At 65.9% G+C, this 26183-nt stretch carries 21 protein-coding genes; 7 read left to right on the top strand and 14 right to left on the bottom strand.

Features of this window, described 5'->3' with window-relative positions:
- Positions 1-67 precede the first annotated feature (67 nt).
- Positions 68-2575, top strand: a complete 2508-nt coding sequence (locus BLT75_RS08270) for a GcvT family protein (protein WP_093029646.1) — start codon at positions 68-70, stop codon at positions 2573-2575.
- Positions 2576-2591: 16 nt separating this feature from the next.
- Positions 2592-3389: a hypothetical protein gene (locus tag BLT75_RS08265; protein WP_093029644.1), complete on the top strand. Its 798-nt coding sequence runs from the start codon at positions 2592-2594 to the stop codon at positions 3387-3389.
- A gap of 197 nt (positions 3390-3586) precedes the next feature.
- Here BLT75_RS08265 and BLT75_RS08260 read toward each other — a convergent pair whose 3' ends face one another.
- On the bottom strand, positions 3587-4177 hold the full coding sequence (locus BLT75_RS08260) for an HD domain-containing protein (protein WP_093029642.1): 591 nt from the start codon (positions 4175-4177) through the stop codon (positions 3587-3589).
- An 83-nt stretch (positions 4178-4260) separates the two neighbouring features.
- Here BLT75_RS08260 and BLT75_RS08255 point away from each other — a divergent pair, with 83 nt between their 5' ends.
- Both BLT75_RS08255 and BLT75_RS08250 read left to right on the top strand, forming a co-directional pair.
- Positions 4261-5130 (top strand): LysR family transcriptional regulator, encoded by an 870-nt coding sequence (locus BLT75_RS08255; protein WP_245706419.1) that lies wholly within the window; start codon positions 4261-4263, stop codon positions 5128-5130.
- A gap of 74 nt (positions 5131-5204) precedes the next feature.
- Entirely contained in the window at positions 5205-5816 is a 612-nt protein-coding gene (locus BLT75_RS08250) for an MliC family protein (protein WP_093029638.1), read from the top strand.
- A 12-nt stretch (positions 5817-5828) separates the two neighbouring features.
- Here the strand turns inward: BLT75_RS08250 and BLT75_RS08245 are convergent, their stop codons facing one another.
- The 4 genes from BLT75_RS08245 to BLT75_RS08230 all read right to left on the bottom strand — a co-directional run bounded on the left by BLT75_RS08245 (position 5829) and on the right by BLT75_RS08230 (position 8886).
- On the bottom strand, positions 5829-6164 hold the full coding sequence (locus BLT75_RS08245; RefSeq protein ID WP_093029637.1) for a carboxymuconolactone decarboxylase family protein: 336 nt from the start codon (positions 6162-6164) through the stop codon (positions 5829-5831).
- Positions 6165-6233: 69 nt separating this feature from the next.
- The gene (locus BLT75_RS08240) at positions 6234-6884 is read right to left on the bottom strand and encodes a DUF938 domain-containing protein (RefSeq protein ID WP_093029635.1); all 651 of its coding nucleotides are present in this window, start codon (positions 6882-6884) and stop codon (positions 6234-6236) included.
- Positions 6881-7951 (bottom strand): NAD(P)/FAD-dependent oxidoreductase, encoded by a 1071-nt coding sequence (locus BLT75_RS08235; protein WP_093029633.1) that lies wholly within the window; start codon positions 7949-7951, stop codon positions 6881-6883. The genes BLT75_RS08240 and BLT75_RS08235 overlap by 4 nt, the downstream gene beginning before the upstream one ends.
- Entirely contained in the window at positions 7948-8886 is a 939-nt protein-coding gene (locus BLT75_RS08230) for an aldo/keto reductase (RefSeq protein WP_093029631.1), read from the bottom strand. Before BLT75_RS08230 ends, BLT75_RS08235 begins: the two co-directional genes overlap by 4 nt.
- 125 nt (positions 8887-9011) lie before the next feature.
- On the opposite strand from BLT75_RS08230, the gene BLT75_RS08225 reads away from it, so the two are divergent.
- The gene (locus tag BLT75_RS08225) at positions 9012-9425 is read left to right on the top strand and encodes a hypothetical protein (protein ID WP_093029629.1); all 414 of its coding nucleotides are present in this window, start codon (positions 9012-9014) and stop codon (positions 9423-9425) included.
- Positions 9418-10656 (top strand): HlyD family secretion protein, encoded by a 1239-nt coding sequence (locus BLT75_RS08220; RefSeq protein ID WP_093029627.1) that lies wholly within the window; start codon positions 9418-9420, stop codon positions 10654-10656. Before BLT75_RS08225 ends, BLT75_RS08220 begins: the two co-directional genes overlap by 8 nt.
- A gap of 9 nt (positions 10657-10665) precedes the next feature.
- On the opposite strand, the gene BLT75_RS08215 is transcribed toward BLT75_RS08220, so the two are convergent.
- The 9 genes from BLT75_RS08215 to BLT75_RS08175 form a co-directional block, all read right to left on the bottom strand.
- On the bottom strand, positions 10666-11976 hold the full coding sequence (locus BLT75_RS08215; protein WP_093029625.1) for an adenylate/guanylate cyclase domain-containing protein: 1311 nt from the start codon (positions 11974-11976) through the stop codon (positions 10666-10668).
- A 177-nt stretch (positions 11977-12153) separates the two neighbouring features.
- Positions 12154-13227 (bottom strand): BMP family ABC transporter substrate-binding protein, encoded by a 1074-nt coding sequence (locus tag BLT75_RS08210; RefSeq protein ID WP_093029623.1) that lies wholly within the window; start codon positions 13225-13227, stop codon positions 12154-12156.
- Between the two features lie 37 nt (positions 13228-13264).
- On the bottom strand, positions 13265-14185 hold the full coding sequence (locus tag BLT75_RS08205) for an ABC transporter permease (protein WP_093029621.1): 921 nt from the start codon (positions 14183-14185) through the stop codon (positions 13265-13267).
- A gap of 3 nt (positions 14186-14188) precedes the next feature.
- Positions 14189-15271 carry an ABC transporter permease gene (locus BLT75_RS08200; RefSeq protein ID WP_093029619.1) on the bottom strand — a complete coding sequence of 361 codons (1083 nt, stop codon included), beginning with the start codon at positions 15269-15271 and terminating at the stop codon, positions 14189-14191.
- A gap of 54 nt (positions 15272-15325) precedes the next feature.
- The gene (locus BLT75_RS08195; protein ID WP_093029617.1) at positions 15326-16843 is read right to left on the bottom strand and encodes an ABC transporter ATP-binding protein; all 1518 of its coding nucleotides are present in this window, start codon (positions 16841-16843) and stop codon (positions 15326-15328) included.
- Positions 16840-17772: a xanthine dehydrogenase accessory protein XdhC gene (xdhC, locus tag BLT75_RS08190; protein ID WP_093029615.1), complete on the bottom strand. Its 933-nt coding sequence runs from the start codon at positions 17770-17772 to the stop codon at positions 16840-16842. The genes BLT75_RS08195 and xdhC overlap by 4 nt, the downstream gene beginning before the upstream one ends.
- Complete coding sequence (gene xdhB, locus BLT75_RS08185) at positions 17762-20065, bottom strand: xanthine dehydrogenase molybdopterin binding subunit (RefSeq protein ID WP_093029613.1); 2304 nt, start codon at positions 20063-20065, stop codon at positions 17762-17764. The genes xdhC and xdhB overlap by 11 nt, the downstream gene beginning before the upstream one ends.
- The gene (xdhA, locus tag BLT75_RS08180; protein WP_093029611.1) at positions 20062-21447 is read right to left on the bottom strand and encodes a xanthine dehydrogenase small subunit; all 1386 of its coding nucleotides are present in this window, start codon (positions 21445-21447) and stop codon (positions 20062-20064) included. The genes xdhB and xdhA overlap by 4 nt, the downstream gene beginning before the upstream one ends.
- A 315-nt stretch (positions 21448-21762) precedes the next feature.
- Entirely contained in the window at positions 21763-22527 is a 765-nt protein-coding gene (locus BLT75_RS08175) for a sulfite exporter TauE/SafE family protein (RefSeq protein WP_093029609.1), read from the bottom strand.
- A 131-nt stretch (positions 22528-22658) separates the two neighbouring features.
- Between BLT75_RS08175 and dnaE the strand changes: the two genes are divergently transcribed.
- Positions 22659-26159: a DNA polymerase III subunit alpha gene (gene dnaE / locus BLT75_RS08170; RefSeq protein ID WP_093029607.1), complete on the top strand. Its 3501-nt coding sequence runs from the start codon at positions 22659-22661 to the stop codon at positions 26157-26159.
- Positions 26160-26183 lie beyond the last annotated feature (24 nt).

Below are 26183 nucleotides of genomic sequence, written 5' to 3'. Positions count from 1 at the left end.
CTTGGCGTAACACGCGCGGCTTCGTCATAAAGCATGCCAACGAGACTCATTTCCGGAGAGCGGGCACATGAAAACCCAAGTCAAAGCACTGGTCGTCGGCGGCGGCGCCGTCGGCACCTCGATCGCCTATCACCTGGCCAAGGCGGGCTGGGACGACGTCATGCTGATCGAGCGGGACGAGCTGACCTCCGGCTCGACCTGGCATGCAGCGGGCCTGCTGCCTCTGTTCAACATGTCCTACGCGACGACCCATATTCACAAGTACTCGGTGGATTTCTACAAGACGCTGGAAGCGGAAACTGGTCTGAACGCCGGGTTCGCCGTGGTCGGCAACCTGCGTATGGCGCAGACCCAGGACCGCATGGACGAGTTCATGCTCTATGCCTCGACCGCCGAGACCTGCGACGTGAAATACGAATGGCTGAGCCCGGACGAGATCAAGGCGCGCTGGCCGCTGATCCGCACCGACGATCTGAAAGGCGCGCTTTACCACACCGAGGACGGCTACATTAACCCGGCCGACGTGACCCAGGCCATGGCCAAGGGCGCCCGTCAGCGCGGCGTCGAGATTGTGCGCAAGATGCAGGCTGATGCCTTCCACTGGACCGGCACCCATTGGGAAGTCACCTGCACCAAGATGGTGGAGCAGGGCGGCAACCTGGTGCCCAGCGACGAGCAGGTGGTGATCACCGCCGAGCATGTGGTGACCGCATCAGGCAACCATGCGCAGCGCACCGCGAAACTGCTGGGCATCAAGATGCCCGCGATCCCGGTCGAACATACGTTCATCGTCATGGACAAGGATCCCGAACTGGTCAAATGGCGCGAGGCGGGCAATCCCGAACACCCTGTCGTGCGCGACGCAGACAACGAATCCTATGCGCGCGAAGAACGCGGCGGCTGGATCCTGGGTATCTACGAACACGGCGCACCGGCGCGGTTCGAATATGGCGTGCCCGACAGTTTCCGGGCCGATCTGTTCCCGCTCGATCTCGACCGGATCGCCGATCAGTACATGGCGATGGCCGAGCGCGTGCCGTCGTGCGCCGATAGCGGCCTCAAGGACGATTTCAACGGCCCGATCTGCTATACCCCCGACGGCAACCCGCTGGTGGGTCCGGCGCCGGGCCTCAGAAACATGTGGCTGGCCGAGGGCTTCTCCTTCGGCATCACCGCCGCCGGCGGCACCGGCTATTACCTGGCGCAGATGATGGTCAATGGTGAGGCCGAGATCGACATGGCGTCGCTCGATCCCAAGCGCTACAGCTCGAACTGGATGACCACCGAGTTTGCCGCGCGCAAGAACGAGGAATGCTACAGCCACGTCTATATCCTGCACCACCCGGATGAAGAGCGCGAAGCCTGCCGCCCGCTGCGTACCGCGCCCGCCTATGATCGGCAAAAGGCACGCGGCGCGCAATTCGGCTTCGTCAACGGCTGGGAGCGCCCGAACTATTACGGCCCGCTCGATGCGCCCGAAAACTTCGACCATGACGCCCGCAGCTTCCGCCGTGGTGGCTGGTGGCAATATGCCGTCGAAGAGGCCAGGGCGATCCGCGAAGGCGTGGGCCTGATCGACGCCACCGCATTCACCAAGCATGTGGTCAAGGGCCCCGGCGCCACCCAGTTCCTCGACTGGTTCACCTGCAACAAGCTGCCGAAAGTGGGCCGGATCAACCTGACCTATGCGCTGACCGCGTTCGGTACCACGCGCACCGAATACACCATCGTCCGCAATGGCGAGAACAACTACTACCTCGTCTCCGCCGGCGCCTGGTCCGAGTATGACGCCGACTTCCTGTGCAAGGCGGCCGAGGACAAGATGGAGGAGTTCGGCTATATCGAGATCCAGGATGTCACCACCCAGTGGGGCGTCTTTGCCATCGCAGGGCCCAAATCGCGCGATGTGCTGAAAGAGGTGATCAAGGACGCCGATCCCGACACCGCGCTCTCGAACAAGCGTTTCCCCTGGCTCAGTGCCCGCCAGATCGAACTGGGCATGTGCCCGGTCAACGCGATCCGCGTCGCCTATACCGGCGAGCTGGGCTGGGAACTGCATCACCCGATCGAGATGCAGAACTACCTCTGGGACCTGCTGAATGCGGCCGGTGAAAAGCATGGGATGAAGCTGGTGGGCGCCCGCGCCCAGAACTGGCTGCGCCAGGAGAAGAGCTATCGCGCCTTCGGCACCGAACTGGGCCGCGACGCGACCCCGCTCGAGGCCGACCTGCCGCGCTTTGTCGATCTCGACAAGGACTTCCACGGCAAGGCGAAACTGGTCGAAACCGGCGTGCGTGCCAAGTGCTGCACGCTGCTGATCGACGGACCGAGCGACGCCGATCCCTGGGGCCGCGAGGTGCTCTATACCCCCGAAGGCGAGCGCGTCGGGCGCCTGACCTCGGGCGGCTATTCGGTGGTGTTTGGCAAGTCGATCGGCATGGGTTACGTTCGTCCTGAACTGGCCGTCGAGGGCACAAAGCTCCAGGTCAAGATGTTGGACAAGCTCTGGGATGCAATCGTCACCTGCGACAGCCCCTACGACCCGAAGAACGAGACCATCCGCAAGGACGGCTGAACCACGCCGGATCCCTTTGATCTGGCTGATCCTGATCGCCGCGCTCTCATTGGGCGCGGCGTTTTTCTACAAGCAGAACCCGCTGGCCAACGCGGCACAGCGCTATGCCACTTCGATCGCCACCGCGAGCGCGGCCACCTATGTCACGCTCCGGACGCTGAACGCGGTGCTCTCGACCGCGCAAGAGGTCCAGGTCTCGGGCAGCGCGCTGGTGGTTTCGGGGACCGCGCAGCCGCTCAGGATGCTGGAGCCGGTGGATGACACCGTGGAACGGATCGCCGCCGTGGTGTTCAACCTGATGCTGGCCACCGGCATCCTGGCCGTGGCCATGGGGCCTGTGGGCGCGGTGGGCGGCGGCATGATCGCGGCGGCATCGCTGCTCTGGATCATGGACCGCATATTGGGGCCGCGCGACGTGGTGTCGGTGCTGTCGCGGCGGTTGGCCTGGTATGGCGGGTTCTTCCTGCTGGCGCTGCCTCTGGCCTTCGTGATGTCGGCCTGGCTGGCGGACTGGCTGACGGCGGATGTGCTGGAGCGGCATCAGGCCATCATCGCCGAGATCACCGCCTCGGTCGGCGCGCCGGTCCCGGAACAGGCGGGTGGCTGGTGGGAGACAATGCGCGGCACCCTGGGCGAGGCGGGCCGATACCAGGAGTTGGCGCAGAACCTCTGGACCCGCGCCGACGACCTGGTCGGCAGCTACGTGGCGCTCCTGGCGGTGTTCGTGTTTAAAATCTTTGTGTTACCTGCCCTGCTGGCGGGCGCGCTTTTTATCCTGACCCGTTTCTTCGCGCACCGCCCCGAAAAAAGCTGAACGGGCGCTCCCACCCGTTGGGTCCGGCGCCGCGCTTTGCGCGGCGCGGTGGATCAGAACAGGTCAGATCTCTCCACCATCAGGTGTTCCAGAACCCGGGCAACCACCATCGCGGCCACCAGTATCGCGGTTTTCATGATCGCGCTCCCTGTCGGTTTTCCGGTTTCTTAACGGCAGGGGCGCGCAATTCCGTCGCCTCAGTCCGCGGCAGTCTCGTTCAACTCCATGTGACCGCTGCCGCGCGACAGCACCCGCCGCAAGATCGGTTCGAAGAATTCCAGCGGTTTGGTGGGATAGTCCGGGTCAAAGGCGCATTGGTCGTATTCATGGCAGAAGTAACGCGCGTCCTCCCAATAGGGGCTGTCACGATACTTGTCGCGCGCGTTGCGGTCGCCGCCCCAGTAATGGTTGTAGTAGTACCCCTGGAACACGCAGTGATGTTGCAGAATCCAGTAACACTTCTCGCTGACATAGGGTTTCATCATCGCCGCGGCCAGTTCGCCGTGGTTGTAGGGCGACAGGATATCGCCCACGTCATGCACCAGCGCCGCCACCACGATCTCGTCCTCGGCCCCATCCGCATGAGCGCGCGTCGCGGCCTGAAGCGAGTGTTGGTAGCGGTTGATCGGGTAGGGGGTCCAGGCCTCGTCCAGCGAACGGATCGCCTCCAGGATCCGCTCGGGCAGGGCGGCGTTATAGGCCTCTTCATATTCCATCACCGCATCCCAATCGGCCTGGGTGGCCTCTTCGAAACTGGTCCAGGTGGGCTTTTGTGACTTGTCCAGCATGGCGCATTCCCTTCGTGTCTGTTTCGGGCGAAGGTAACAGAGCGGATCTGAGCAGAAAAACGAATTGATTTGCTCAGTCTGATATGAAAAATCTTTCACTTATGCAGATCGCCGCGCTCGAAACCTTTCTTGCCATTGCCGAGACCGGCAGTTTCCATGCCGCCGCCCGCGCGCTCAACGTCACCCAGACCGCCGTCAGTGCCCGCATCAAGGCGCTGGAAACCGCGCTGGGCGTCGCGCTGTTCGAGCGCGGTCCAGCCGGAACAAGGCTCAGCCTCGCGGGCCAGCGGTTTCGCCCCCATGCCGAACAGATGTCGCGCACCTGGAGCTTTGTCACCGCCGAGATGGCAGCAGGTCCCGGCGCGCGCGGCGCCTTGCGTCTGGGTGCGCAACTGTCGCTGTGGGACGCGCTGCTGGTCGACATGGCGGTCTGGCTCGAACAGGAGCAGGGCGTCGTGCCCTTCACCCTGAACTATGATCACGCGCTCGACATGGGCGTGGCCGTGGCCGAGCGCCTGCTCGACCTCGCACTGGTACACGACCGCCCGACGCAACCGGGGATCGAGGTGGTCGACCTGCCTGATGAAAGGCTGCTGCTGGTATCGGACCGGCCGTTGAGCCTGGGCCAGGACGAGATGCCGCTGTTCATCAACCTGGAATTCTGCGCCGAATACGATCGGCTCTGGCAGCAGGTGATGCCGCCCGGCAGCCGCCAGCATATCGTTCTGGGCAATGCGGCGATGGGCCTGCGCTATCTGCTGCGGCGCGGAGGGGTGGGGTATTTCCCCGATACGATGGTGAATGGCCCGCTCCGGCGCGGGCGGTTGCACGCGGTGCGCGGCGCGCCCGAAATGCACCTGGCCTGCCGGGCGATCCACCTGCGCGACAATCCCGCACTTGGCCAGATCGAAACCGTCATCGCGGGGCTGCGCAAACTGCGCCGCGGGCGCTGAGCGCGGGTTGGTCGGTGTCGGCGATGTGCTAGACTGAGTATGAATTTCAGGTCGTCATTGAGGAGACACCCGTCATGCGCGCCTATTTCGTCGCCTGCCTGTTGCTGGCTGCCCCCGCGTTTGCCCAACAAGGCCCCGCCTTCGACTGCGCCAAGGCGCAGAGCGACGCGGAGAACCTGATCTGCCAGGATGCCGATCTGGCACGGCTCGACCGGCTCGTCACCGGGCGCTATGTTGCCGCGCTCGACGTGGTCAAGGGGCTCGACGCAGGGGCTGCCGAAGCCGAGAAACAGCTTCGCGCCGAGCAACGCGGCTGGATCAAGGGCCGCGACGACTGCTGGAAGGCCGATGACCTGCGCGCCTGCGTCGCCGACAGCTACCTGCGGCGCGACGGCGAACTGGTGGCGCGCTGGATGCTGGAGGACCCGAACGGCATCTCCTTCTGGTCCTGCGGCGGCAACCCGGCGAACGAGGTTGTAACCTATTTCTACGCCACCGAACTGCCCAGCGTCCGGTTCGAACGGGGCGACAGCATCGACACCGGATCTCTGGTGCCGACCGGGTCAGGCGCGAAATACCAAGGCAGCTTCGGCCGCTCGATCTGGATCAAGGGCGACAGTGCGATGTATCGCGACCCCGACCCGGACGGCAGCGAATTCGAATGCGTACTGGTGTCGAGCGGCTGAACCTGCCGCCTGTCATCCCGCCAGTTCGTCGAAGCATTCCAGCGCCTTGGCGGCGTACATCATCGAGGGGCCACCGCCCATCTGGATCGACATCGCCAGCACGTCGGCCACTTCGGCGCGGCTGGCACCTGCCTTGACCAGCGCTTCGACATGCAGCGAGATGCAGGGTTCGCAGCGCGACGCCACCGAAATGCCGAGCGCCACGAATTCCTTGGTCTTGAAATCCAGCGTGCCGCCTTCCTTCACCGATTTTCCCAGCGCGCCAAAGGCGCGGGCGGTCTCGGGAATCGCTCCGTTCAGGTTGCGCAGCCCGGCGCGGGTGGCGGCCAGCTTGTCGTTCCAGCTCATATCATGTCCTTACACATATTTTGCTGTTCGCATATGTAAGCATTGCCGAGACCGCGGCCTTGATCTGGATCAGACCCGCGGTTTTTCCGCCACCAGCGCCAGGTTGTTGGCGGGCATCTCGATCACCTCGGCCATCTCCAGCCCGGCGCCCTGCATCAGGTCCATCGTGTCGAAATCGTCCTTGTAGCCGATCTCTGGGTCCTTGGCGGTCAGCGCCGCGTGGAACCGTTCGTCGCCCTCGCTGGTCAACTCACCCGCCCGCATGAAAGGGCCATAGATCACCAGACGCCCGCCGGGGTTCAGTGCTGTGGCAGCCTCGGCAATCAGCGTCGCCGCCTCTGCCCCGGATATCAGGTGCAGGAGGTTTATCAGCACCACCAGATCCTGCCCCGCCCATTCGGCAGCCCAGCCGGGGCGGGTGGCGTTCAGCGCCTGCGCGGGGGCGACATTGTCCAAGCCCTCGCAATAGGCGTCGATGCTGGCGCGGCGCTGGGTATCCACCTCGGTGGGTTGCCAATGCAGCCCCGGCAACCGTTCGGCAAAGGCACTGACATGCTGGCCGGTGCCGCTGGCCAGTTCCAGCGCCCGGCCCCGATGCGGGGCCACCTGCTCCAGCAGGTCGCACAGCACACCCACGTTGCGGCTTGCCGCCGGGGCAATCATGCGTGCGCCTTCTCCTTGCGTGGCGACACTGGCGACCGGGGGCGGCTTGCGGCTCATCTCAGCCGCTCCGGCCGCAACTGCGCCACCACCCCGGCTTCGATCTCGGGCGCGGCACCCGTCACCAGATCGCACAGCAGCTGCGAAGCCGCCGGCGAGGTCTGGAACCCGTATCCGCCCTGACCGGCACACCAGATGAAATCGCGCTGGTCCGGGTCAGGCCCCAGCACCAGCACCCGGTCGGGGGCAAAGCTGCGCAAGCCCGCCCAGTTGCTTTCCATCCGGGTCACTTCCTCGGTCACCATCTCCTGATAGCGCGCCAGCCCCTCGGCCAGCACCATGTCGTCGGCCCAGGCGTCCTGTGGCTCCACCGGGTCGGCATCGGCGGGCGAGACGATCAGCTTGCCGGCATCGGGCTTGGCATACCAGGTCTCGCCCACGCCCATCAGCATCGGCCAGCCGCTCAGGTCATGGCCGCCCGGCGCCGGGATACGCGCCATAGACCGGCGATAGGGTTGCAAGCCGATCGGCGCCACCCCGGCCATTCCTGCCACCTGATCGGCCCAGGCCCCGGCCGCATTGACGATATTGCGTGCCTCGAACACCTCTCCGGCCTCGACCTGCCAGACCGCGCCGCGAGAGATCCGCGTCACCCGCTGCCGGGTCAGCACCGCGCCGCCATTGGCACGGATCACCCGCGCGAAATCCTGCATCAGCCGGTCGGTGTCGATGTCCCAGGCCTGGGCATGATGCGCGGTAAAGGCCACCGTCTCGGGGTTCAGGATCGGCACCATGGCGCGTGCCGTCTCGAACGGGATCGGCTCCATCTCCATATCGGCGACATCCGTCTCGAATGACTCCGCCTGATCGGAGCCGCCCAGCAGCATCAGCCCCCGCGGGGTCAGGTAGCCACCATTGGCGGTGTGGTGATAGTCGGCGCTGGCCCGGTTCAGCGCCACCACCGCGGGCTTGCCATAGGCCGCCTCGAACAGCGCGGCCGAGCGGCCCGAGGCGTGGTACCCCAGCGCCTCTTCGGCCTCCAGCACCGTGACCTTGCCATGCGCCGACAGGCGCGCGCCCGCGCTCAGCCCGGCGATGCCGCCGCCGATTACCAGAAAGTCGATCATGCCTGTTCCTCGATCCTGTCGGTTGCCGGCGGTGGCGTCGGGCTCAGCGCCGAGAGCCGCGCATAAAGCTCCGGCGACATCTCGAACCCCATCGCCGCCAGCGACGGGCGCAACTGTTCGGTCGAGCGGGCCGAGACGATGGGTTGCGCCCCCAGAGGGCTGGCCGCGACCCAGGCCACCGCCAGCGTCGCCGGATCGACCCCCAGTTCCGCCCCGATCCGCACCAGCCCTTCGGCAGCGCGCGGCATCCAGTCCAGCCCGTAGCGCGCGGCATAGCGGTCGTCCTCGGTCAGCCGCCCGGCGCCGCCCCCGGCATATTTGCCGGTCAAGAGACCGCCGCCCAGCGGCGAATAGGCCGCGACGTTGATCGCCTGATCGGCGCAAATCGGCAGGATCTCGACCTCGGCCTGGCGCTTGACCAGGTTGTACATCGGCTGCACCAGGTCGACCGTCAGGTCGAACCGCGCCGCGATGGCCACCGCCTTCATCACCTGCCAGGCGGCGAAATTCGACAGGCCGACATAGCGGATCTTCCCCTCGTCGCGCAGCTGCGCGAAGCATTCCATCGTCTCGTTCAGGTCGGTCTCGGGATCGAACCGGTGCAGATAAAGTGCATCGATCATGTCAAGCCCCAGCCGCGACCGCGAGACGTCCAGCTGCGCCCGCATATTGGCGGCCCCCGCGCCTCCGTCATATCCCACCTTGGTGGCGATCAGCAGCCGCTCGCGCTCGGCCTTGATCATCCCGCCCAGCAGGGTCTCGGACTGGCCGCCGGTATAGACATAAGCGGTGTCGAAATGGGCGATGCCCGCCGCGCGGCAGGCGTCATACATCTGGCGGCTGGCGGCCGTATCGGCACGGCCCCCGAACTGCATGGTGCCAAAGGCAAATCCACGCGCGTCCGTGCCGTCGAGAGTGGTCAGGATACGTGTCATGGGGCAGACCATGGCACGCCCCGCGCTGGCCGAAAAGGGCAAACAGACGGCCACATCGACTTGCCTGCAAACCCGCCGGACCGCATAGTCGCGTCAGGACACTCGGGCTCAGACAGGATAACGGCATGAACACAGCTGAAATGCATCCCATGGCCACGGCGCACCTGCCGGGCTACCTTCCGGGAGCGGATGGAAGCGACCCGCTGTTCGTCGGGGTCGCGGCCTTTACCATCGCCCTCATCGTGTTCATCGGCGCGATGTACTTCACGCTGCACGCCCTGCCGGAACGCATGGCGCATCACGGCAACCACACCCAGTTCCAGGTGATCGGCATTCTCGCGCTGATCGCGCTTTTTACTCATAACAACATCTTCTGGGTGGCCGCCCTGCTGCTCGCCGCCTTCAGGTTGCCGGATTTCCTGACCCCGATCCAGTCGATGGCAAGCTCGCTCAGCGGCATCCTGAGCCGGATGTCCACGCCATCTGAAACGCCGCCGCCGGCCAGATCTGTCGATCCGGAGGCGCCCCGCGATGTTTGAGCTTCTGATCTGTTCGCTTGTCACCATCCTGCCCGATTACCTCTACCGCCGCTACCGTCAGGGCAAGCGCTGGGGGCACGAGATCACCTTCTTCTCCATGTGGTACGAGCTGCGCTATGGCATCACGCTCTGCGCCCTTCTCACCATCTCGCTGATCACGCTGGTGTTCTTCTATCACCCCTCCACTTCGAACGTGCGGTCCTTCTTCCGCACCGTGACCATCCTGCCCGAGACGGGCGGCCGGGTGGCCGAAGTTCACGTGACCAACAACCAGCAGGTCGCGGCGGGCGACCTGCTGTTCCGGCTCGACGACGCCAGCCAGCGCGCCGCGGTCGAGACCGCCGAACGCCGGGTGGAAGAGGTCGAGGCCTCGCTGGTGGTGGCGCAGGCCAATCTGGCCGCAGCGCAGGGCGCCGTCACCCGCGCCGAGGCGGCGCTGAAGCAGTCGCAAGAGGATCTGGCCCGCGAACAGGAGCTAATCAACCGCGGCTCCAGCGCGGCCCGGCAGGCCGAACTGGACCGCTTCACCAACGAGGTCGGCATCCGCGAGGGCGAGCTGGACGCCGCCCGCGCCCAGCAGCAGGCGGTCGAGGAACAGATCCGCGTGCTGATCCCCGCCCAGCAGGCCAGCGCCCAGGCGGCGCTGGAACAGGCGAAAACCGAGCTTGCCAAGACCAGCGTCTTTGCCGGGGTTTCGGGCACGGTGGAACAGTTCGGCCTTCAGGTCGGCGACTACATCAACCCGGTGCTGCGCCCCGCCGGCATCCTGGTGCCCACGGAATATGTAGACAAGCACCGGTTCGTCGCGGGGTTCCACCAGATCGCGGCCGGGGTGCTCAAGCCGGGCATGTATGCCGAGATGACCTGCCTGTCGAGACCGTTCACCGTTATCCCGATGGTGATCGTTGGCATCCAGGACGTGGTTCCCTCGGGCCAGATCCGGCCCACCGACGTGCTGGTCGATCCGCAGGACAACGCCCGCCCGGGGACTGTGACCGTGTATATGGACCCGGTCTATGCCGGCCAGGCCGACGGAATTCCCGCGGGCTCGAACTGCCTTGCCAATGCCTATACCAACAACCACGACATCCTTCATGATCAGGAGATGAGCACTGGCCGCTGGCTGTTCCTGCACGTGGTCGATACGGTCGGCCTGGTGCACGCGATCCTGCTGCGCATCCAGACGCTGCTCATGCCGGTCAGGACACTGGTGCTCAGCGGCGGGCATTAGCAATGCCCGCTAAAGCGCCCGGTAGACGCTCCATTCATCGCTCAACCCCCTGAGCCGGTGGCTGCCGAGATCCTCGAAATCCAGGCCCGAGCCCGCCACCAGGTCCTTTACCGTGCGGGACACGAGGATATCGCCGCCGTTGCCCAGCTGGGCAATGCGCGCAGCGATGTTGACGGCGATGCCGCGGACATCGTCATCGGTCACCTCGACCTCGCCGGTGTGAACGCCGATCCGGACCGGGATGCCCAGTTTGCCAACGGCCTCCTCGATGGCCTTGGCGCAATGAATGGCGCGGCCGGGTCCGTCGAACGTGGCCAGAAACCCGTCGCCCAGGGTCTTGACCTCGTGCCCGTGAAACAGGCTCAGCTGGTCCCGCACCGCCCTGTCATGCGCATCCAGGATGGCGCGCCATTCCGCATCCCCGAGGGTTTCGGCCCGAAGGGTCGACTCGACGATATCGGTGAACACCACCGCCGCCAGAACGCGGTTGAACACCGGGGCGGGCCTGCTGCCGGTGACGAAGGCGTTCACTTCGGCCAGGATCTGCTCGCCCTCCTTGCCGAGAAAGACGAAGTGGTCGCGGCCCTCCAGTTCGATCAGCGTCGCGCCGGGGATCAGCCGCGCCAGCGTGCGGCCGCCTTCGATGTCGATCAGCGCGTCCTCGGTCTTGTGCATCACCAGTGTGGGGATCCGGATGGCGGGCAGGATATCCTTGATGTCGATCTTGCTGTTCACCTTCATGATCTCGATCAGATCACGCGGCGAGGCGCCCGTTCTCTCGTATTTCCCCCACCAGTCCTGAAACGCCTGGTTATGTCCGCTGTCCGGGCAGAACATCGGCAGCGCCGCCCCGGTTCCCCAGGACGTCTCGGCATAGTCGAAAAGCTCCTCCAGCGCCTCTTGGGTCGGAAACCAAGACTCGAAACTGGCGAAGGCGCCATAGAGGATCAATCCATCGCAACGCGGCGCCTGATAGGCGGCGAATACCGACGCCAGCGAGCCGCCCTCGGATATTCCCATCACGAAGGCTGTCTCCATGCCGGCGGCATCCATCACCGCCCGGATGTCGTCCATGCGCTTGTCCATGTCGGGCACCGCGACGCCACGGTCGGACAGGCCGGTTCCGCGCTTGTCGAACAACGCGACGCGGGCGAACTGACCCAGACGGTCCAGCCAGCGCGCCCAGTTCGGTTCCTCCCAGTAGGTCTCGATCTGCGACACGAAGCCGGGGACCAGGACGAGGTTCTTCGGCCCATGGCCGAAAACCTGATAGGCGATGTGGACATCGCCGCTTCTTGCATACTGCGTTCTCGGAGGCATCCGGCCTCTCCAATAAACCAGTCGAAAGCGCGACCAGTCTAGAACCTGTCGCAGCCGCCTGACAATCAAATACCCGGAAGCCGGCAGGCAGGGGGCGGGTGACGGCACAGCTGCCCAAGCCAAAAGAAAGGCCCCGCGCCGCTGCGCGGGGCCTTCCTGTTCCTTCCGGCGCTCCGATCAGTTCGGAATGTCGCCTTCGATGCCTTCGACGTAGAAGTTCATGCCGGCCAGCGTGCCGTCATCGGCGGTTTCGCCCTCGGCGAGCCAGTCCGAACCGTCCTGCTTCTTCAGCGGGCCGGTGAAGGGGTGGTATGCGCCGCTTGCGATCGCGTCCTTCAGCGCCAGCGCTTCGGCCTTCACCTCGGCGGGAACCGCGTCGGAAATCTCGCCGATGCCCACCATGCCGGGCCCGATGCCGTCCCAGGTGCTGGTGCTGGTCCAGGTGCCGTCCATCACCGCCTGGGTGCGGGCGATGTAATAGGGCGCCCAGTTGTCGATGATCGAGCTGACACGCGGCAGCGGCGCGTATTCGGCCATGTCCGAAGCCTGGCCAAAGGTGATCACGTTGCCGGCGGCCTGCGCGGCGGCCTGCGGCGCGGTCGAATCGGTATGTTGCAGGATCACGTCGGCACCCTGTTCGATCAGTACCTTGGCGGCGTCGGCCTCTTTCGCCGGGTCGAACCAGGTATAGGCCCAGACGATCTTGAACTGCACGTCCGGGTTCACCTTGCGGGCGTGGATGAAGGCCGAGTTGATGCCCCGGATCACTTCGGGGATCGGGTAGGAGCCGATGTAGCCCACGATGTTCGACTTGGTCATGCGCCCGGCGATGGTGCCCTGCACCGCACGGCCCTCATAGAAGCGGGCCGAATAGACGGACACGTTCTCGGCCTGCTTGTAGCCGGTGGCATGCTCGAACTTCACCTTCGGGAACTTCTTGGCCACGTTGATCGTCGGGTCCATGTAGCCGAACGAGGTGGTAAAGATCAGGTCGGCGCCTTCCAGCGCCATCTGGGTCATCACCCGCTCGGCATCCGGGCCCTCGGGCACGCTTTCGACGAACACGGTCTCGACCTTGTCGCCGAAATGCTCTTCGACGGCCAGCCGGCCCTGGTTGTGCTCGTAGGTCCAGCCGCCGTCGCCCACGGGGCCGACATAGACAAAACCGACCTTGGTCTTGTCCTCCGCCATCGCGCCGGTCGCCAGACCCAGCGCCATCGCGGCGGTTGCGAGAAGAGACGTGAACTTCATCTAGGAACTCCCCTGTTTGGTTCTTTATTTGCTCTCGTCAGTGAGAGGCGTGGAAAATGCGGCCGAGCGAGGCCGGTGCCCTGCTCTTGTCCGCCGAAAGGATGACAAGAACAAGGATGGTGATGACGTAAGGGGACATTGCCAGATACTCGACCGGGATGGCAACGCCCGCCGCTTGCAGATTGAGCTGAATGACCGTGACGCCGCCAAAGAGATAGGCACCCAACAGCGCCCGCCACGGCTTCCAGCTGGCAAAAACCACCAGCGCCAGCGCGATCCAGCCGACACCGGCGGTCATGCCCTCGGTCCACTGCGGTACGCGAATGAGGCTGATATAGGCCCCGCCCAGACCGGCACAGGCGCCGCCAAACAGGATCGCCAGGATGCGAATGCGGATCACCTTGTAGCCCAGCGCGTGCGCCGCATCGTGATTCTCGCCCACCGCGCGCAGGATCAGGCCCATGCGGCTGTATTTCAGCATCCACCAGACCGCCGCCGTCAGCGCGATGCCGAGATAGAGGATCAGGTCATGGCTGAACAGGATCGGCCCCACGACCGGCAGGTCGCTCAGCACCGGAATGTCGAGCTTGCCCATCGCCGGCGGCTTGATCCCGACATAGGATTGGCCCATCAGCGCGCTCAGCCCCAGGCCGAACAGCGTCAGCGCCAGGCCGCTCGCCACCTGGTTGGCCAGCGCCACCTGGGTCAGCACCACGAACAAGAGCGACAGGATCGCGCCGCCCACGGCGGCGCCGATGAACCCCAGCCAGGGCGAGCCGGTCTCGACCGCGATGGCAAAACCGCTGATCGCCCCGACGATCATCATGCCCTCGACGCCCAGGTTCAGTACGCCCGCGCGCTCCACCACCAGTTCGCCGATCGCGGCCAGCAAGAGGGGGGTTGCCGCGACCATGAGAGAGGCCACCAGCAGGACGGGATTGATTGCAGACAGGTCCATGGTTCACGCCACCTCCTTGCGGGCCGCACGGATGCGGTAATTGGTCAACAGATCCAGCGCCAGCAGGAAGAACAACAGCATCCCCTGGAACACCTGGATCGCGGCGGCAGGCAGGCCCAGACTGCCCTGCGCGATTTCGCCACCGATATAGGTCAGCGCCATCAGTCCACCGGCCAGCAGGATGCCCACCGGATGCAACCGACCCAGAAAGGCCACGATGATCGCGGTAAAGCCATAGCCCACGTTGAAGTCGATGCTGACCTGGCCCGACGGGCCCGAGACCTCGAACAGCCCCGCCAGCCCCGCCAGCGCGCCCGACACGCCCAGGCAGAACAGGATCAGCCGGGCCGGGCGCACGCCGGCGAACCGCGCCGCCCGCGGCGCCTCGCCGGTCAGGCGGATGTGGAACCCGGTCATGTGCCGGTTGAGCAGCACATAGGCGAATATCACCGCGATCAGCGCCGCCACCACGCCCCAATGCATTCCCGATCCTTCGATCAGCTCGGCATTATGCGCGCTGCCATAGGATTGCAGGTTGCGCGAGCCGGGAAAGCCGAAGCCCTCGGGGTTCTTCAACAACCCAAGCGACATCGAGGCTAGAAGCTGCTCGGCCACATAGACCAGCATCAGCGACACCAGGATCTCGTTGGTGCCGAACCGCACCTTGAGGAAGGCCGGGATCATCGCCCAGGCCCAGCCGCCCAGTGCGCCTGCGACCACCATCAGCGGAAAGATGTAGAATGCCTCCATCGGATAGAAGGCCAGCCCCACACCGGCGCCCACGATGGCGCCCATGATGTACTGCCCCTCGGCCCCGATGTTCCAGATGCCCGCGCGAAAGCCCAGCGAAAGGCCGATGGCGATCAGCACCAGCGGCGCCCCCTTCACCAGCAGTTGCGGCCGATAGTAGAACGCATATTCGCCGAACAGCGGCTCCCAGAAGATGGTGCCGATCGCCTCCACCGGGTTCTTGCCCAGGGCCGCGAACAGCAGCCCGCCGAAAAACATCGTGGCCAGCACCGCCACCAGCGGCGTCGCCATCGACCAGGCGCGCGACGGCTGCGGCCGTTTCTCCAGAACGATCATCCGCGCGTCCCCCCAATCACGGTGTTCTTGTTGTTAGCTTGTCTCGGGCTGCGGTCAGACATGCGCCACCTCCATCCCGTGGGCGCCGCCCATCATCAGGCCGATCTCGTCCACCGTCAGCCCGGTCGTGGTGCGCGGTGTACTCAGCCGCCCCTCGTTCAGCGCCGCGAACGTGTCCGAGATCTCCATCAGTTCGTCCAGGTCCTGGCTGATGCAGATCACCGCCGTGCCCCTGGCCGCCAGGTCCAGCAGCGCCTGCCGGATCGCCGCCGCAGCCGCCGCGTCCACGCCCCAGGTCGGCTGGTTCACCACCAGCACGTCGGGGTTCTGCAACACCTCGCGCCCGATCACGAACTTCTGCAGGTTGCCGCCCGACAGCGACCGCGCCGCGTTCTCCGGCCCCGGCGTGCGCACGTCGAAGGCCTTGATGATCCGCTCGGCGAAATCGCGCGTCTCGGCCCATTTCAGGAACCCGTTGCTTTCCAGCCCCTCGCGCACCGACCCGGTGAGCAGCGCGTTTTCCGTCAGGCTCATGTTCGGTGCCGCCGCATGGCCCAGCCGCTCTTCGGGGGCGGTGAGCAGGCCCAGCCGCCGCCGCGCGGTCGGCCCCATCCGGCCCACCGGCTGGCCGTCCTTCTTGACCGCATCCGCAGCCGTCAGGATCTCGCCCGACAGCACCGCCAGCAACTCGTCCTGGCCGTTGCCCGCGACCCCGCCGATGCCCAAGACTTCGCCCTTGCGTACCGTCAGGTGCAGGTTCTTCAGCGATGTGCCGAACTCGCTGGGCGAGGGCACCGACAGGCCCGTGATATCCAGCGCGATCTCGCCGAATGCGCGGCCCGCACGTTGCGGCGTCTTCAGCGCCGTGCCCACCATCATCTCGGCCATGTCGCGGGCCGAGGTCTCGCGCGGGGTGCATTCGCCCACGTTCTTGCCCAGCCGCAGGATGGTTGCATGGTCGCAGAGCGTGCGGATCTCCTCCAGCTTGTGACTGATATAAAGGATCGAGGTCCCCTCGGACCGCAGCTTTTGCAGCGTCTGGAACAGGATCTCCACCTCCTGCGGCGTCAGCACGCTGGTCGGCTCGTCCATGATCAGCAGCTTCGGGTCCTGCAACAGGCAGCGGATGATCTCGACCCGCTGCCGCTCGCCCGCGCTCAGATCACCCACCGTGCGGAACGGATCCAGAGGCAGGCCATAGGTCTCGCTCACCTCACGGATGCGCGCGGCCAGATCGCCCATAGCGGGCGGGTTCTCCATCCCCAGCGCGATGTTCTCGGCCACGTTCAGCGCGTCGAACAGCGAGAAATGCTGGAACACCATGGCGATCCCGTCGGCCCGCGCCGCGCGCGGTTCGGGCGGTGCATAGGGCGCGCCGCGCAGGGACATGGTGCCGCTGTCGGGCTTGACCAGCCCGTAGATCATCTTGACCAGCGTGGACTTGCCCGCGCCGTTCTCGCCCAACAGGGCATGCACCTCGCCCTCGCCGATGTCGAAGCTGACATTGTCGTTGGCGACGACGCCGGGATAGGCCTTGGTCAGCCCCTTGATGCTCAGAAGTGGTGTGCTCACGCGCGCAGTTCCTTCCTTGTCGTTTCACCATGCGCCGGACTCAAGAGCCGGGCTGCAACGCCGATGGCGATGCTGGCGGGATGCTTGCCCAGGGCGGGATCGCCGATCGGGCAGGTGATGCGGGCGATCTGCTGCGAACCATGACCAAGCGCGGCCAGCCGCGACCGGAACCGCGCCCATTTGGTAGCCGAGCCGATCAGCCCGGCAAAGGCAAAATCGTGCCTTAGCAAGCGATTGCACAGTTCGAGGTCCAGTTCGTGCGAATAGGTCAGGATCAGATGCTCGGCCTCTCGCGGCGCATAGGGTACCAGATCCGCCGGCCGTGCCGCCGGCACACGCGTCACCCCTGCGGGAATGGTTTCGGGAAACCGCTCCACCCCTGTATCGACCCAGGTGATGGCGATATCGGGCAGCGGCGACAGCACCTCCACCAGCGCGCGGCCTACATGGCCCGCGCCCCAGATCCAGAGCTGCCGCGCGGGTTTCAGGACCGGCTCCACCATCCAGCCCTCGATCAGCTGCGGCTCGGGCGCCACACCCTGTCCGCGCGCCCGCGCCAGCAGGCGCTTGACCGCCAGCGGGGCAGGTGCCGCGCCGCTCACCGGCCGGGCTACAACCTCGCCTTCGATCGCCTCCAGCCGCGCCGCATCCCAGGCTTCGGTCAACAGCGTCACCGCCCCGCCGCAGCACTGGCCCAGCTCCGGCCCCAGCGCATGGCGGCTCAGCCCCAGCCGCCCGGCCCGCGCGGCCTCGGCTGCCTGAAACTCCAGGGCGCCGCCGCCGATGGTGCCCGACTGGCCGTTCTCCCAGACCACCATCGCCGCGCCCACCTCGCGCGGCGAAGATCCCCGGATCGCCGCGATCACCACCCGGGCCACCGGCCCGTGCGCGGCCACCGCCGCCCGCAGTTCCTCAAGGTCAAATGCCATCGCGCAGCCTCCGGATGCCCTTCCAGACCTCCTCCGCCGTCGCCGGTGCGTTCAGCGCCGGATAGGCGCTGCCGCAGGACGCAACCGCATCCGACAGCGCCAGCCAGGCAGAAATCCCCAGCATGAAGGGAGGTTCGCCCACCGCCTTGGAGCGATAGATCGTCTCCTCGCGGTTCTGCCCGTCCCAGAGCGTCACTTTGAACACCTCGGGCCGGTCCGAACAGGCCGGGATCTTGTAGGTCGAGGGCGCATGCGTCCTCAGCCGCCCGCGCTCGTCCCAGACCAGTTCCTCGGTGGTCAGCCAGCCCGCGCCCTGCACGTAACCGCCCTCGACCTGGCCGATATCCAGCGCCGGGTTCAGCGAAGCGCCGGCATCGTGCAGGATATCGGTGCGCAGGATGCGGTTCTCGCCGGTCAGCGTATCCACCGCGACCTCGGTCACCGCCGCGCCATAGGCGAAATAGTAGAACGGCCGCCCGCGCCCCTGGATGCGGTCCCACTCGATCTTGGGCGTCTTGTAGAATCCGGTGGCTGACAGGCTGACACGGCCCTGATAGCTCTGCGCGGCGGCCTCGGCAAAGCTGTAGCGGGCCGCACCCACCTCCACCATCCCGTCCGCGAACCGCACCGAGGCCACGTCGGCCTGATGGCGTTCGGCCAGAAACGCCGCCATCCGGTCGCGGATCGTGTCGCAGGCGGCCTTCACCGCCATGCCGTTCAGATCCGACCCCGACGAGGCCGCCGTGGCCGAGGTATTGGGCACCTTGGCGGTATCTGTCGCGGTGATCTTGACCATTTCCAGCGGAATGCCGAAGCGGCTCGCCGCCACCTGCGCCACCTTCTGGAACAGGCCCTGTCCCATCTCGGTGCCGCCATGGTTCAGGTGCACGGACCCGTCCTGGTAGACATGCACCAGCGCGCCCGCCTGGTTCAGATGGGTCAGCGTGAACGAGATCCCGAACTTCACCGGAGAAAACGCGATCCCCCGCTTGACGATCGGATTGGCCGCGTTCCAGGCTGCCACCGCCGCCTTGCGCGCAGCATAGTCGGACGAGACCAGCAGCGCTTCGGTCATTTCGTGTAATTCGAAATCCTCGACCAACTGGCCGTAGGGCGTGGTGTTGTCGGTCTTGCGGCGGGGCAAAGCATCGCGCGAGGTGTAATAGTTGCGCTTGCGCAGTTCGACCGGGTCCATCCCCAGTTCATGCGCGATGTGATCCATGACCCGCTCGATGCCGACCATGCCCTGAGGGCCGCCAAACCCGCGATAGGCGGTGGCGGACTGCGTGTTGGTCTTCAGCCGGTGACTCTCGATCCGGGCATTGAGCAGGCGATAGGCGTTGTCAGCATGCAGCATCGCCCGGTCCGCGACCGGCAGCGACAGGTCCTGCGCCCAGCCGCAGATGACATGGTGCAGAAAGGACACCCCGGTAATGCGGCCATCGGCGTTGAATCCGGCCCGATAAGCGATGCGAAAGGCGTGGCGCTTGCCGGTGATCACCATGTCGTCGTCGCGGTCATAGCGCATCTTGCAGGCCCGGCCGGTGGCGCGGGCGGCCAGGGCGCAGGCCACCGCCAGCGCGTTGCCCTGGCTCTCCTTGCCGCCAAATCCGCCACCCATGCGGCGGGTCTCGACACGGACGGCGTGCATCGGCACGCCCAGCGCCTCGGCCACCTTGTGCTGGATCTCGGTCGGGTGCTGGGTGGAACTGTGCACCAGCATGTCGCCGCCCTCGCCGGGCAGCGCCAGCGCCGCCTGGCCCTCGAGATAGAAATGCTCCTGCCCGCCCAGTTCGAAGCTGCCCTCGATCACATGGGCGGCCGCTGCGATGGCCGCCTCGGCATCGCCCTTTTCATAGATGCGCGGGCCTTCCTCGAACCGGCTGTCCGCCGCCAGCGCCTGTTCAATGGTCAGGATCGCCTCTTCCTCGGCATAGTCGATGCGGCCCAGCCGCGCCGCCTTGCGCGCGGCCAGGTGGCTGGTTGCCACCACCAGGAACACCGGCTGGCCCACATAGTTGACGCTGCCGTCCGACAGGAACGGTTCGTCATGGACCGAGGGCGAGACGTCATTGGCAAAAGGCAGGTCATCGGCCGTCATCACCAGCACCACGCCCGGTGCCTTGCGCACCGCATCCAGATCCATCGCGGTGATCCGCCCCTTGGCGATGGAACTCAGGCCAAAGGCCAGGTGCAGCGTGTCGCGCGGGGTGGGGATATCGTCGACATACCGGGCGCTGCCGGCCACATGCAGCGGCGCCGCGTCATGGGGGAGGGGTCTGGTGACGCTCATGCCCGTACCTCCAGCACATTGGCCATGTGGCCCTGATCCTCTGCGAAATAGCGGCTCAGCAACGCCTTGGCGGTCTCCATCCGGTAGAGGGCCGAGGCGCGCATGTCCGACATCGGGGTGAAATCGGCCTCGAAGGCGGGCAGGGCGGCGGTGACGGTCTCCTGCGTCCAGGGCTGGCCGATGAGCGCGGCCTCGACCGCGCGGGCGCGTTTGGGGATGCCCGCCATGCCGCCAAAGGCGATCCGGGCAGCAGTAACGGTGCCGCCTTCGACCGTGATGTTGAAACAGCCGAGGACGGCGGAGATGTCCTGATCGAAGCGCTTCGACAGCTTGTAGCATTTCAGCCGGTCGGGCTGGCGCGGGAAACTCACCGCCTCGACAAACTCGCCCGGCGCGCGGTCCTGCTTGCCGTAATCGAGGAAGAACTCCTCGAGCGGCAGGTCGCGGCGCGCGTCGCCCTTGCGCAGGTGCAGGGTTGCTCCCAGCGCGATCAGCGCGGGCGGGTTGTCGCCAATGGGCGAGCCATTGGCGATATTGCCGCCGACGGTGGCAGCATTGCGCACCTGCACGCTGGCATAGCGGCGGATCATCTCGCCATAAGAGGGGTGCAGCGGCGCGACGGTGTCGCGCATGCGGTTCATGTCAACCATGGCGCCAAGGCGCACATGGCTGTCGGTAATCTCGATCCGATTGAGATCGGCGCAGCCGGAAAGAAAGATCACCTTGGGCAGGTCGCGCAATTGCTTGGTTACCCAGAGGCCTACATCGGTCGCCCCGGCGACCAGCGTGGCGTCGGGATGGGCTTCGTAAAGGGCCGCGAGTTCATTGCTTGAGGTGGGGGCAGAGGGGGGCTCTGCCCCCCGGCCTGCGGCCTCCCCCCGGAGTATTTCCGGCGAAATGAAGGCACGATCGGTTGCAAGCCAGTCGGGTTTCGGCGCGTCCTCGACCGCGCGGGCGGCGCGGATGATCGGGGCGTAGCCGGTGCAGCGGCAGAGATTGCCCGCCAGTTGCGTGTCATGGTCGGTGGCGCCCTCGGCATGGGCAGCCACCATCGACATCACGAAACCCGGGGTGCAGAAGCCGCACTGGCTGCCGTGGTGGTCGACCATGGCCTGCTGCGCCGGGTGGGTGCCGCCGAGTCCCTCGACCGTGCGCACCGCCTTGCCGTGCAGCTGCGGCAGGAACAGGATGCAGGCATTCATCGCGCGGGTGCCGTCGCCGTCGCTCACCGAGACCGTGCAGGCGCCGCAATCGCCCTCGTTGCAGCCTTCCTTGGTGCCGGTCAGGCCGCGATCCTCGCGCAGCCAGTCGAGCAGCGTCGCGGTGGGGTCGGCCTCCGCCAGCTCCACTGTCTCTCCGTTCAGAAGAAACGTGATCTTCATACTGTGAAACCCGTCGCCTTACTCTGTTGGCCCATCGGTGCCCTCCTTCGATGCGACGTAGAAGAAGAGGCGGGCTGTGTTCTGGGAAAAGGTTAGAAACGCGAGCGGCCTTCTGGCAAGGAAAACTCATTCTGCGCTGCAACATTTTTGCGACGCCTGTGGCGGATTTCAAAACATGCCTGAAAAATACTCCAACTGATTCAACGGTCTGCCCTTGCGGCCCGGACGCAGGTTTGAAAGACCTTCAGATTTTAACGAATAATCGCAACCGGCCTTTTGGCGAATGGGCGGTAGTCTGTGGCCCGTCTTGCCGCCTCAGAGCAGCGAGGCCAGACGTTGCAGGCCGATCCCGATCGCCAGCAATCCCACCGCCACCGTCAGGGGGCGCCGGGGCGCGATGGCCGCCAGCCGGCCGCCCACCAGCGCCGCAGGCACGCCGCCGGCCACCAGCCCCGCCACCGGCAGCAGAACCTCGTGCAGGTCGCGCCCGGTGCCCCACCGGCCCAGATGATACCCGGCCATCAGCACCAGGAACACCGTCAGGCTCACGACCAGCTCGGCCAGCGCCGAGGAGCCGATGGCGCGGCGCGGTTCGTGGCCCGCGCCGATCAGCCCGCTGGTCACCACCGGCCCCCAGCTGCCGCCGATCCCCTCGATCAGCCCGCCGGTGGCCCCCAGCGCCGAGACCCGCCCGGTCGCCAACAGGCGCGGCGCCCGCCCCGACAGCCCGCGCCACAGGATCAGCCCGCCGATCAGCAGCAGATAGCTGCCGATGATCACCGTCAGAACCGGCCGTTTCAACTCGCCCAGGATCAGCGCGCCGACGATACCGCCCGCGGCCCCGGCCAGCGCCAGCCGCAGAAACAGCGCCTTGTCGATATTGCCGTTGAGCGCATGGGAAATCCCCGCCACGATGCCGGTCGGCACCTTGGCCGCGTTGACACTGGCGGAGACCAGCGGCGGCGGCACCCCCTGTGCCAGCAGGACCGAGGCCGAGATGACCCCGAACCCCATGCCCAGGGCGCTGTCTGCAAGTTGCGCGAAAAAGCCCACAAGGGCGAAGGTCAGGAACAGGTCCACGGCGACTCGGGGGAAAAGAGCCTATTTGCCACCTCGCTAAGCCATTCCCGGGCGTCCCGCAATCGGGGTTTTCGCCAGGGTTGTTACATCCCCCGTGGCGCCCCTGATCCGGATCGCCTATCGTCCCGGGCATGAGCAGCACGCCCCGATTCATCCACCTCCGCCTGCATACCGAATACTCGCTTCTCGAAGGCGCGATCCGGCTCAAGAAACTGCCCGCGCTTTGTGAAAAGATGGGCATGCCGGCGGTGGCGGTGACCGACACCAACAACCTGTTTGCGGCGCTGGAATTCTCGGTTGCGGCCAGCGGCGCGGGCATCCAGCCGATCATCGGCTGCCAGGTTTCGCTGGCCTATGTCACACCCATGCCGGGGGAAAAGTCGAAACCGCCCGCAGGGGTCGTGCTCCTCGCGCAGTCCGAGGCGGGGTACGAGAACCTGATGAAGCTCAACAGCTGCCTTTATGTGGATAAAGGCGGGCAGTTGCCGCAGGTCACACTGGACGAGCTTGCCACCCATTCCGAGGGGCTCATCTGTCTCAGCGGCGGGCCGGACGGGCCGGTGGGGCGGCTGTTGCAGCAGGGCCAGCGCCCGGCGGCCGAGGCGCTGGTGGACAAACTGGCAGGCATGTTCCCCGACCGGCTCTATATCGAGCTGCAACGCCACCCGGGCGAGGGCGGCGCGCCCGAGGCCGAGCGGCTCACCGAACGCGGCCATGTCGAGATGGCCTATGCCAAGGGCCTGCCGCTGGTGGCCACCAACGATGTCTATTTCCCCACCGCCGACATGTACGAGGCGCATGACGCGCTGATCTGCATCGCCGAGGGCGCCTATGTCGATCAGCAGCAAGGCCGCCGCCGCCTGACCGCCCAGCATTACCTGAAATCGCCGCAAGAGATGGCGACGCTGTTCGCCGACCTGCCCGAGGCGATCGAGAACACTGTCGAGATCGCCCGCCGCTGCGCCTTCATGGCCTACAAGCGCGCGCCGATCCTGCCGAAATTCGCCGATGACGAGGTGCAGGAACTGCGCCGCCAGGCCAACGCGGGCTTGCAGGCCCGTCTTGCGGTGATCCCGCACGCGGTCAGCGTCGAGGAGTATCAGAAGCGGCTCGATTTCGAGCTCGACATCATCGAGGGCATGGGCTTTCCCGGCTACTTCCTGATCGTGGCCGACTTCATCAAATGGGCCAAGGATCATGACATACCTGTGGGGCCGGGGCGGGGCTCGGGCGCGGGGTCTCTGGTGGCCTATGCGCTGACCATCACCGACCTTGACCCGCTGCGTTATTCGTTGCTTTTCGAACGGTTTCTCAACCCCGAACGGGTCTCGATGCCCGACTTCGACATCGACTTCTGCATGGACCGGCGCGAAGAGGTGATCCGCTACGTGCAGGAGAAATACGGCCGCGACAGGGTGGGACAGATCATCACCTTCGGTGCGCTTCTGTCCAAGGCTGCGGTGCGCGATATCGGCCGGGTCCTGCAGATGCCCTATGGCCAGGTCGATCGCCTCAGCAAGATGATCCCGGTCGAGGGGGTGAAACCCGTCAGCATCGAAAAGGCGCTGGCCGACGAGCCGCGCCTGCGCGATGCCGCCCGCGAGGAAGAGGTGGTCGACCGCCTGCTGACCTATGGCCAGCAGGTCGAGGGGCTGCTCAGGAACGCCTCGACCCACGCCGCCGGCGTGGTGATCGGCGACCGGCCGCTGGACGCGCTGGTGCCGCTCTACCAGGATCCGCGCTCGGACATGCCCGCCACCCAGTTCAACATGAAATGGGTGGAACAGGCGGGGCTGGTGAAGTTCGACTTTCTCGGCCTGAAAACCCTGACCGTGATCCAGAACGCGATGGACCTGATCTTCAAGTCGGGCCGCCCGCTGCATGTGGCCGCCGACGGCCGCCAGCTCTACGAGCCCGCCGAGGGGGCCGAAAACCAGATCAACGCCATTCCGCTGGAGGACGAGGCCACCTACAAGCTTTATTCCGCTGCCAAGACCGTCGCCGTGTTCCAGGTGGAAAGTTCGGGCATGATGGATGCGCTCAAGCGCATGAAACCCACCTGTATCGAGGATATCGTCGCCCTCGTGGCGCTCTACCGCCCGGGGCCGATGGAAAACATCCCGGTCTATTGCGAGGTCAAGAACGGGGTGCGCGAGATCGCCTCGATCCACCCCTCGATCGACTTCATCCTCGAGGAAACGCAAGGCATCATCGTCTACCAGGAACAGGTGATGCAGATCGCCCAGGTGATGGCGGGGTACAGCCTTGGCGGCGCCGACCTGCTTCGCCGCGCCATGGGCAAGAAGATCGCCGAGGAAATGGCCAAGGAACGCCCCAAGTTCATCGAAGGGGCCACAGCCAACGGCGTGACCAAGGAAAAGGCGGGCGAGGTCTTTGACCTGCTCGAAAAATTCGCCAACTACGGCTTCAACAAATCGCACGCCGCCGCCTATGCGGTGGTCAGCTACCAGACCGCCTGGCTCAAGGCCAACCACCCGGTCGAGTTCATGGCGGGCGTCATGAACTGCGACATCCACCTCACCGACAAGCTGGCGGTCTATTTCGAGGAGGTCCGCAAGGGGCTGGGCCTGCCTTACGTGCCGCCCTGCGTGAACCGCTCGCAGGCGACCTTCGACGTGGTGAACGGAGAGCTTGTCTATGCGCTCGGCGCGCTCAAGAACGTGGGCGTCGAGGCGATGCGCCTGGTGGTCGAGGGCAGGGGACAGAAACCCTTCGTCAACCTTTTCGACGTGGCCCGCCGGGTCGATCTGAAGAAAGTCGGCAAGCGGCCCTTGGAAATGCTCGCCCGCGCCGGGGCCTTCGACCAGCTCGACCCCAACCGCCGCCGGGTGTTCGAGAGCATCGAGGCGCTCAGCGCCTATTCCGCTGCCATCCACGACCAGAAGGCGTCGAACCAGGTCTCGCTGTTTGGCGAGGCGGGCGACGACCTGCCTGAACCGCGTCTCGCCGCCGTGCCCGACTGGATGCCCGCCGAACGCCTGTCCGAGGAATTCAAGGCCATCGGCTTCTACCTCTCGGGCCATCCGCTCGACGATTACATGCCCGCGCTCAAGCGCCGGGGCGTGCTGACGCTGGACGAGGTCACCGAACAGGCCCGTTCCGGCCCGGTGCTGGCCAAGATGGCGGGCGTCGTCGCCGGGCGGCAGGAACGCAAATCCGCCCGCGGCAACCGCTTTGCCTTTGCCCAGATGTCCGACCCCACCGGCGCGTTCGAGGTCACGCTCTTCTCCGAAGTGCTGGAGAAAAGCCGCGACTATCTCGAAACCGGCGCCCATGTGGTGCTGACCGCCGAGGCGACGATGGAGGCCGATCAGCTCAAACTGCTCGCCCGCTCGGTCGGTCCCGCCGATACCGTGGTGGCCGAGGCCGGTGCCACCGGATTGCGGGTTTTCATGGACGATGCCAGCGCCGTGGCCACCGTCGCCCATATTCTGGCCGAAGCCGCCAATGCCGCCCGCAACGCGGCCCGCGGCCCGATCCAGCTCTGCCTGATGGACCCCGGTCTGCCCGGCGAGGTCGAGATGGACCTGGGCCAGGATTTCCCCCTCAACCCCCAGATCAAGGGCGCGATCAAGTCGCTCGACGGGGTGCTGGACGTCGAGGAGATCTGAGCACCCTCCGATGCTCTCGGCAAA

The sequence above is a fragment of the Ruegeria marina genome (assembly GCF_900101475.1).
Taxonomy (GTDB): domain Bacteria; phylum Pseudomonadota; class Alphaproteobacteria; order Rhodobacterales; family Rhodobacteraceae; genus Ruegeria_B; species Ruegeria_B marina.
This window is presented reverse-complemented; position numbering and strand designations above follow the sequence as displayed.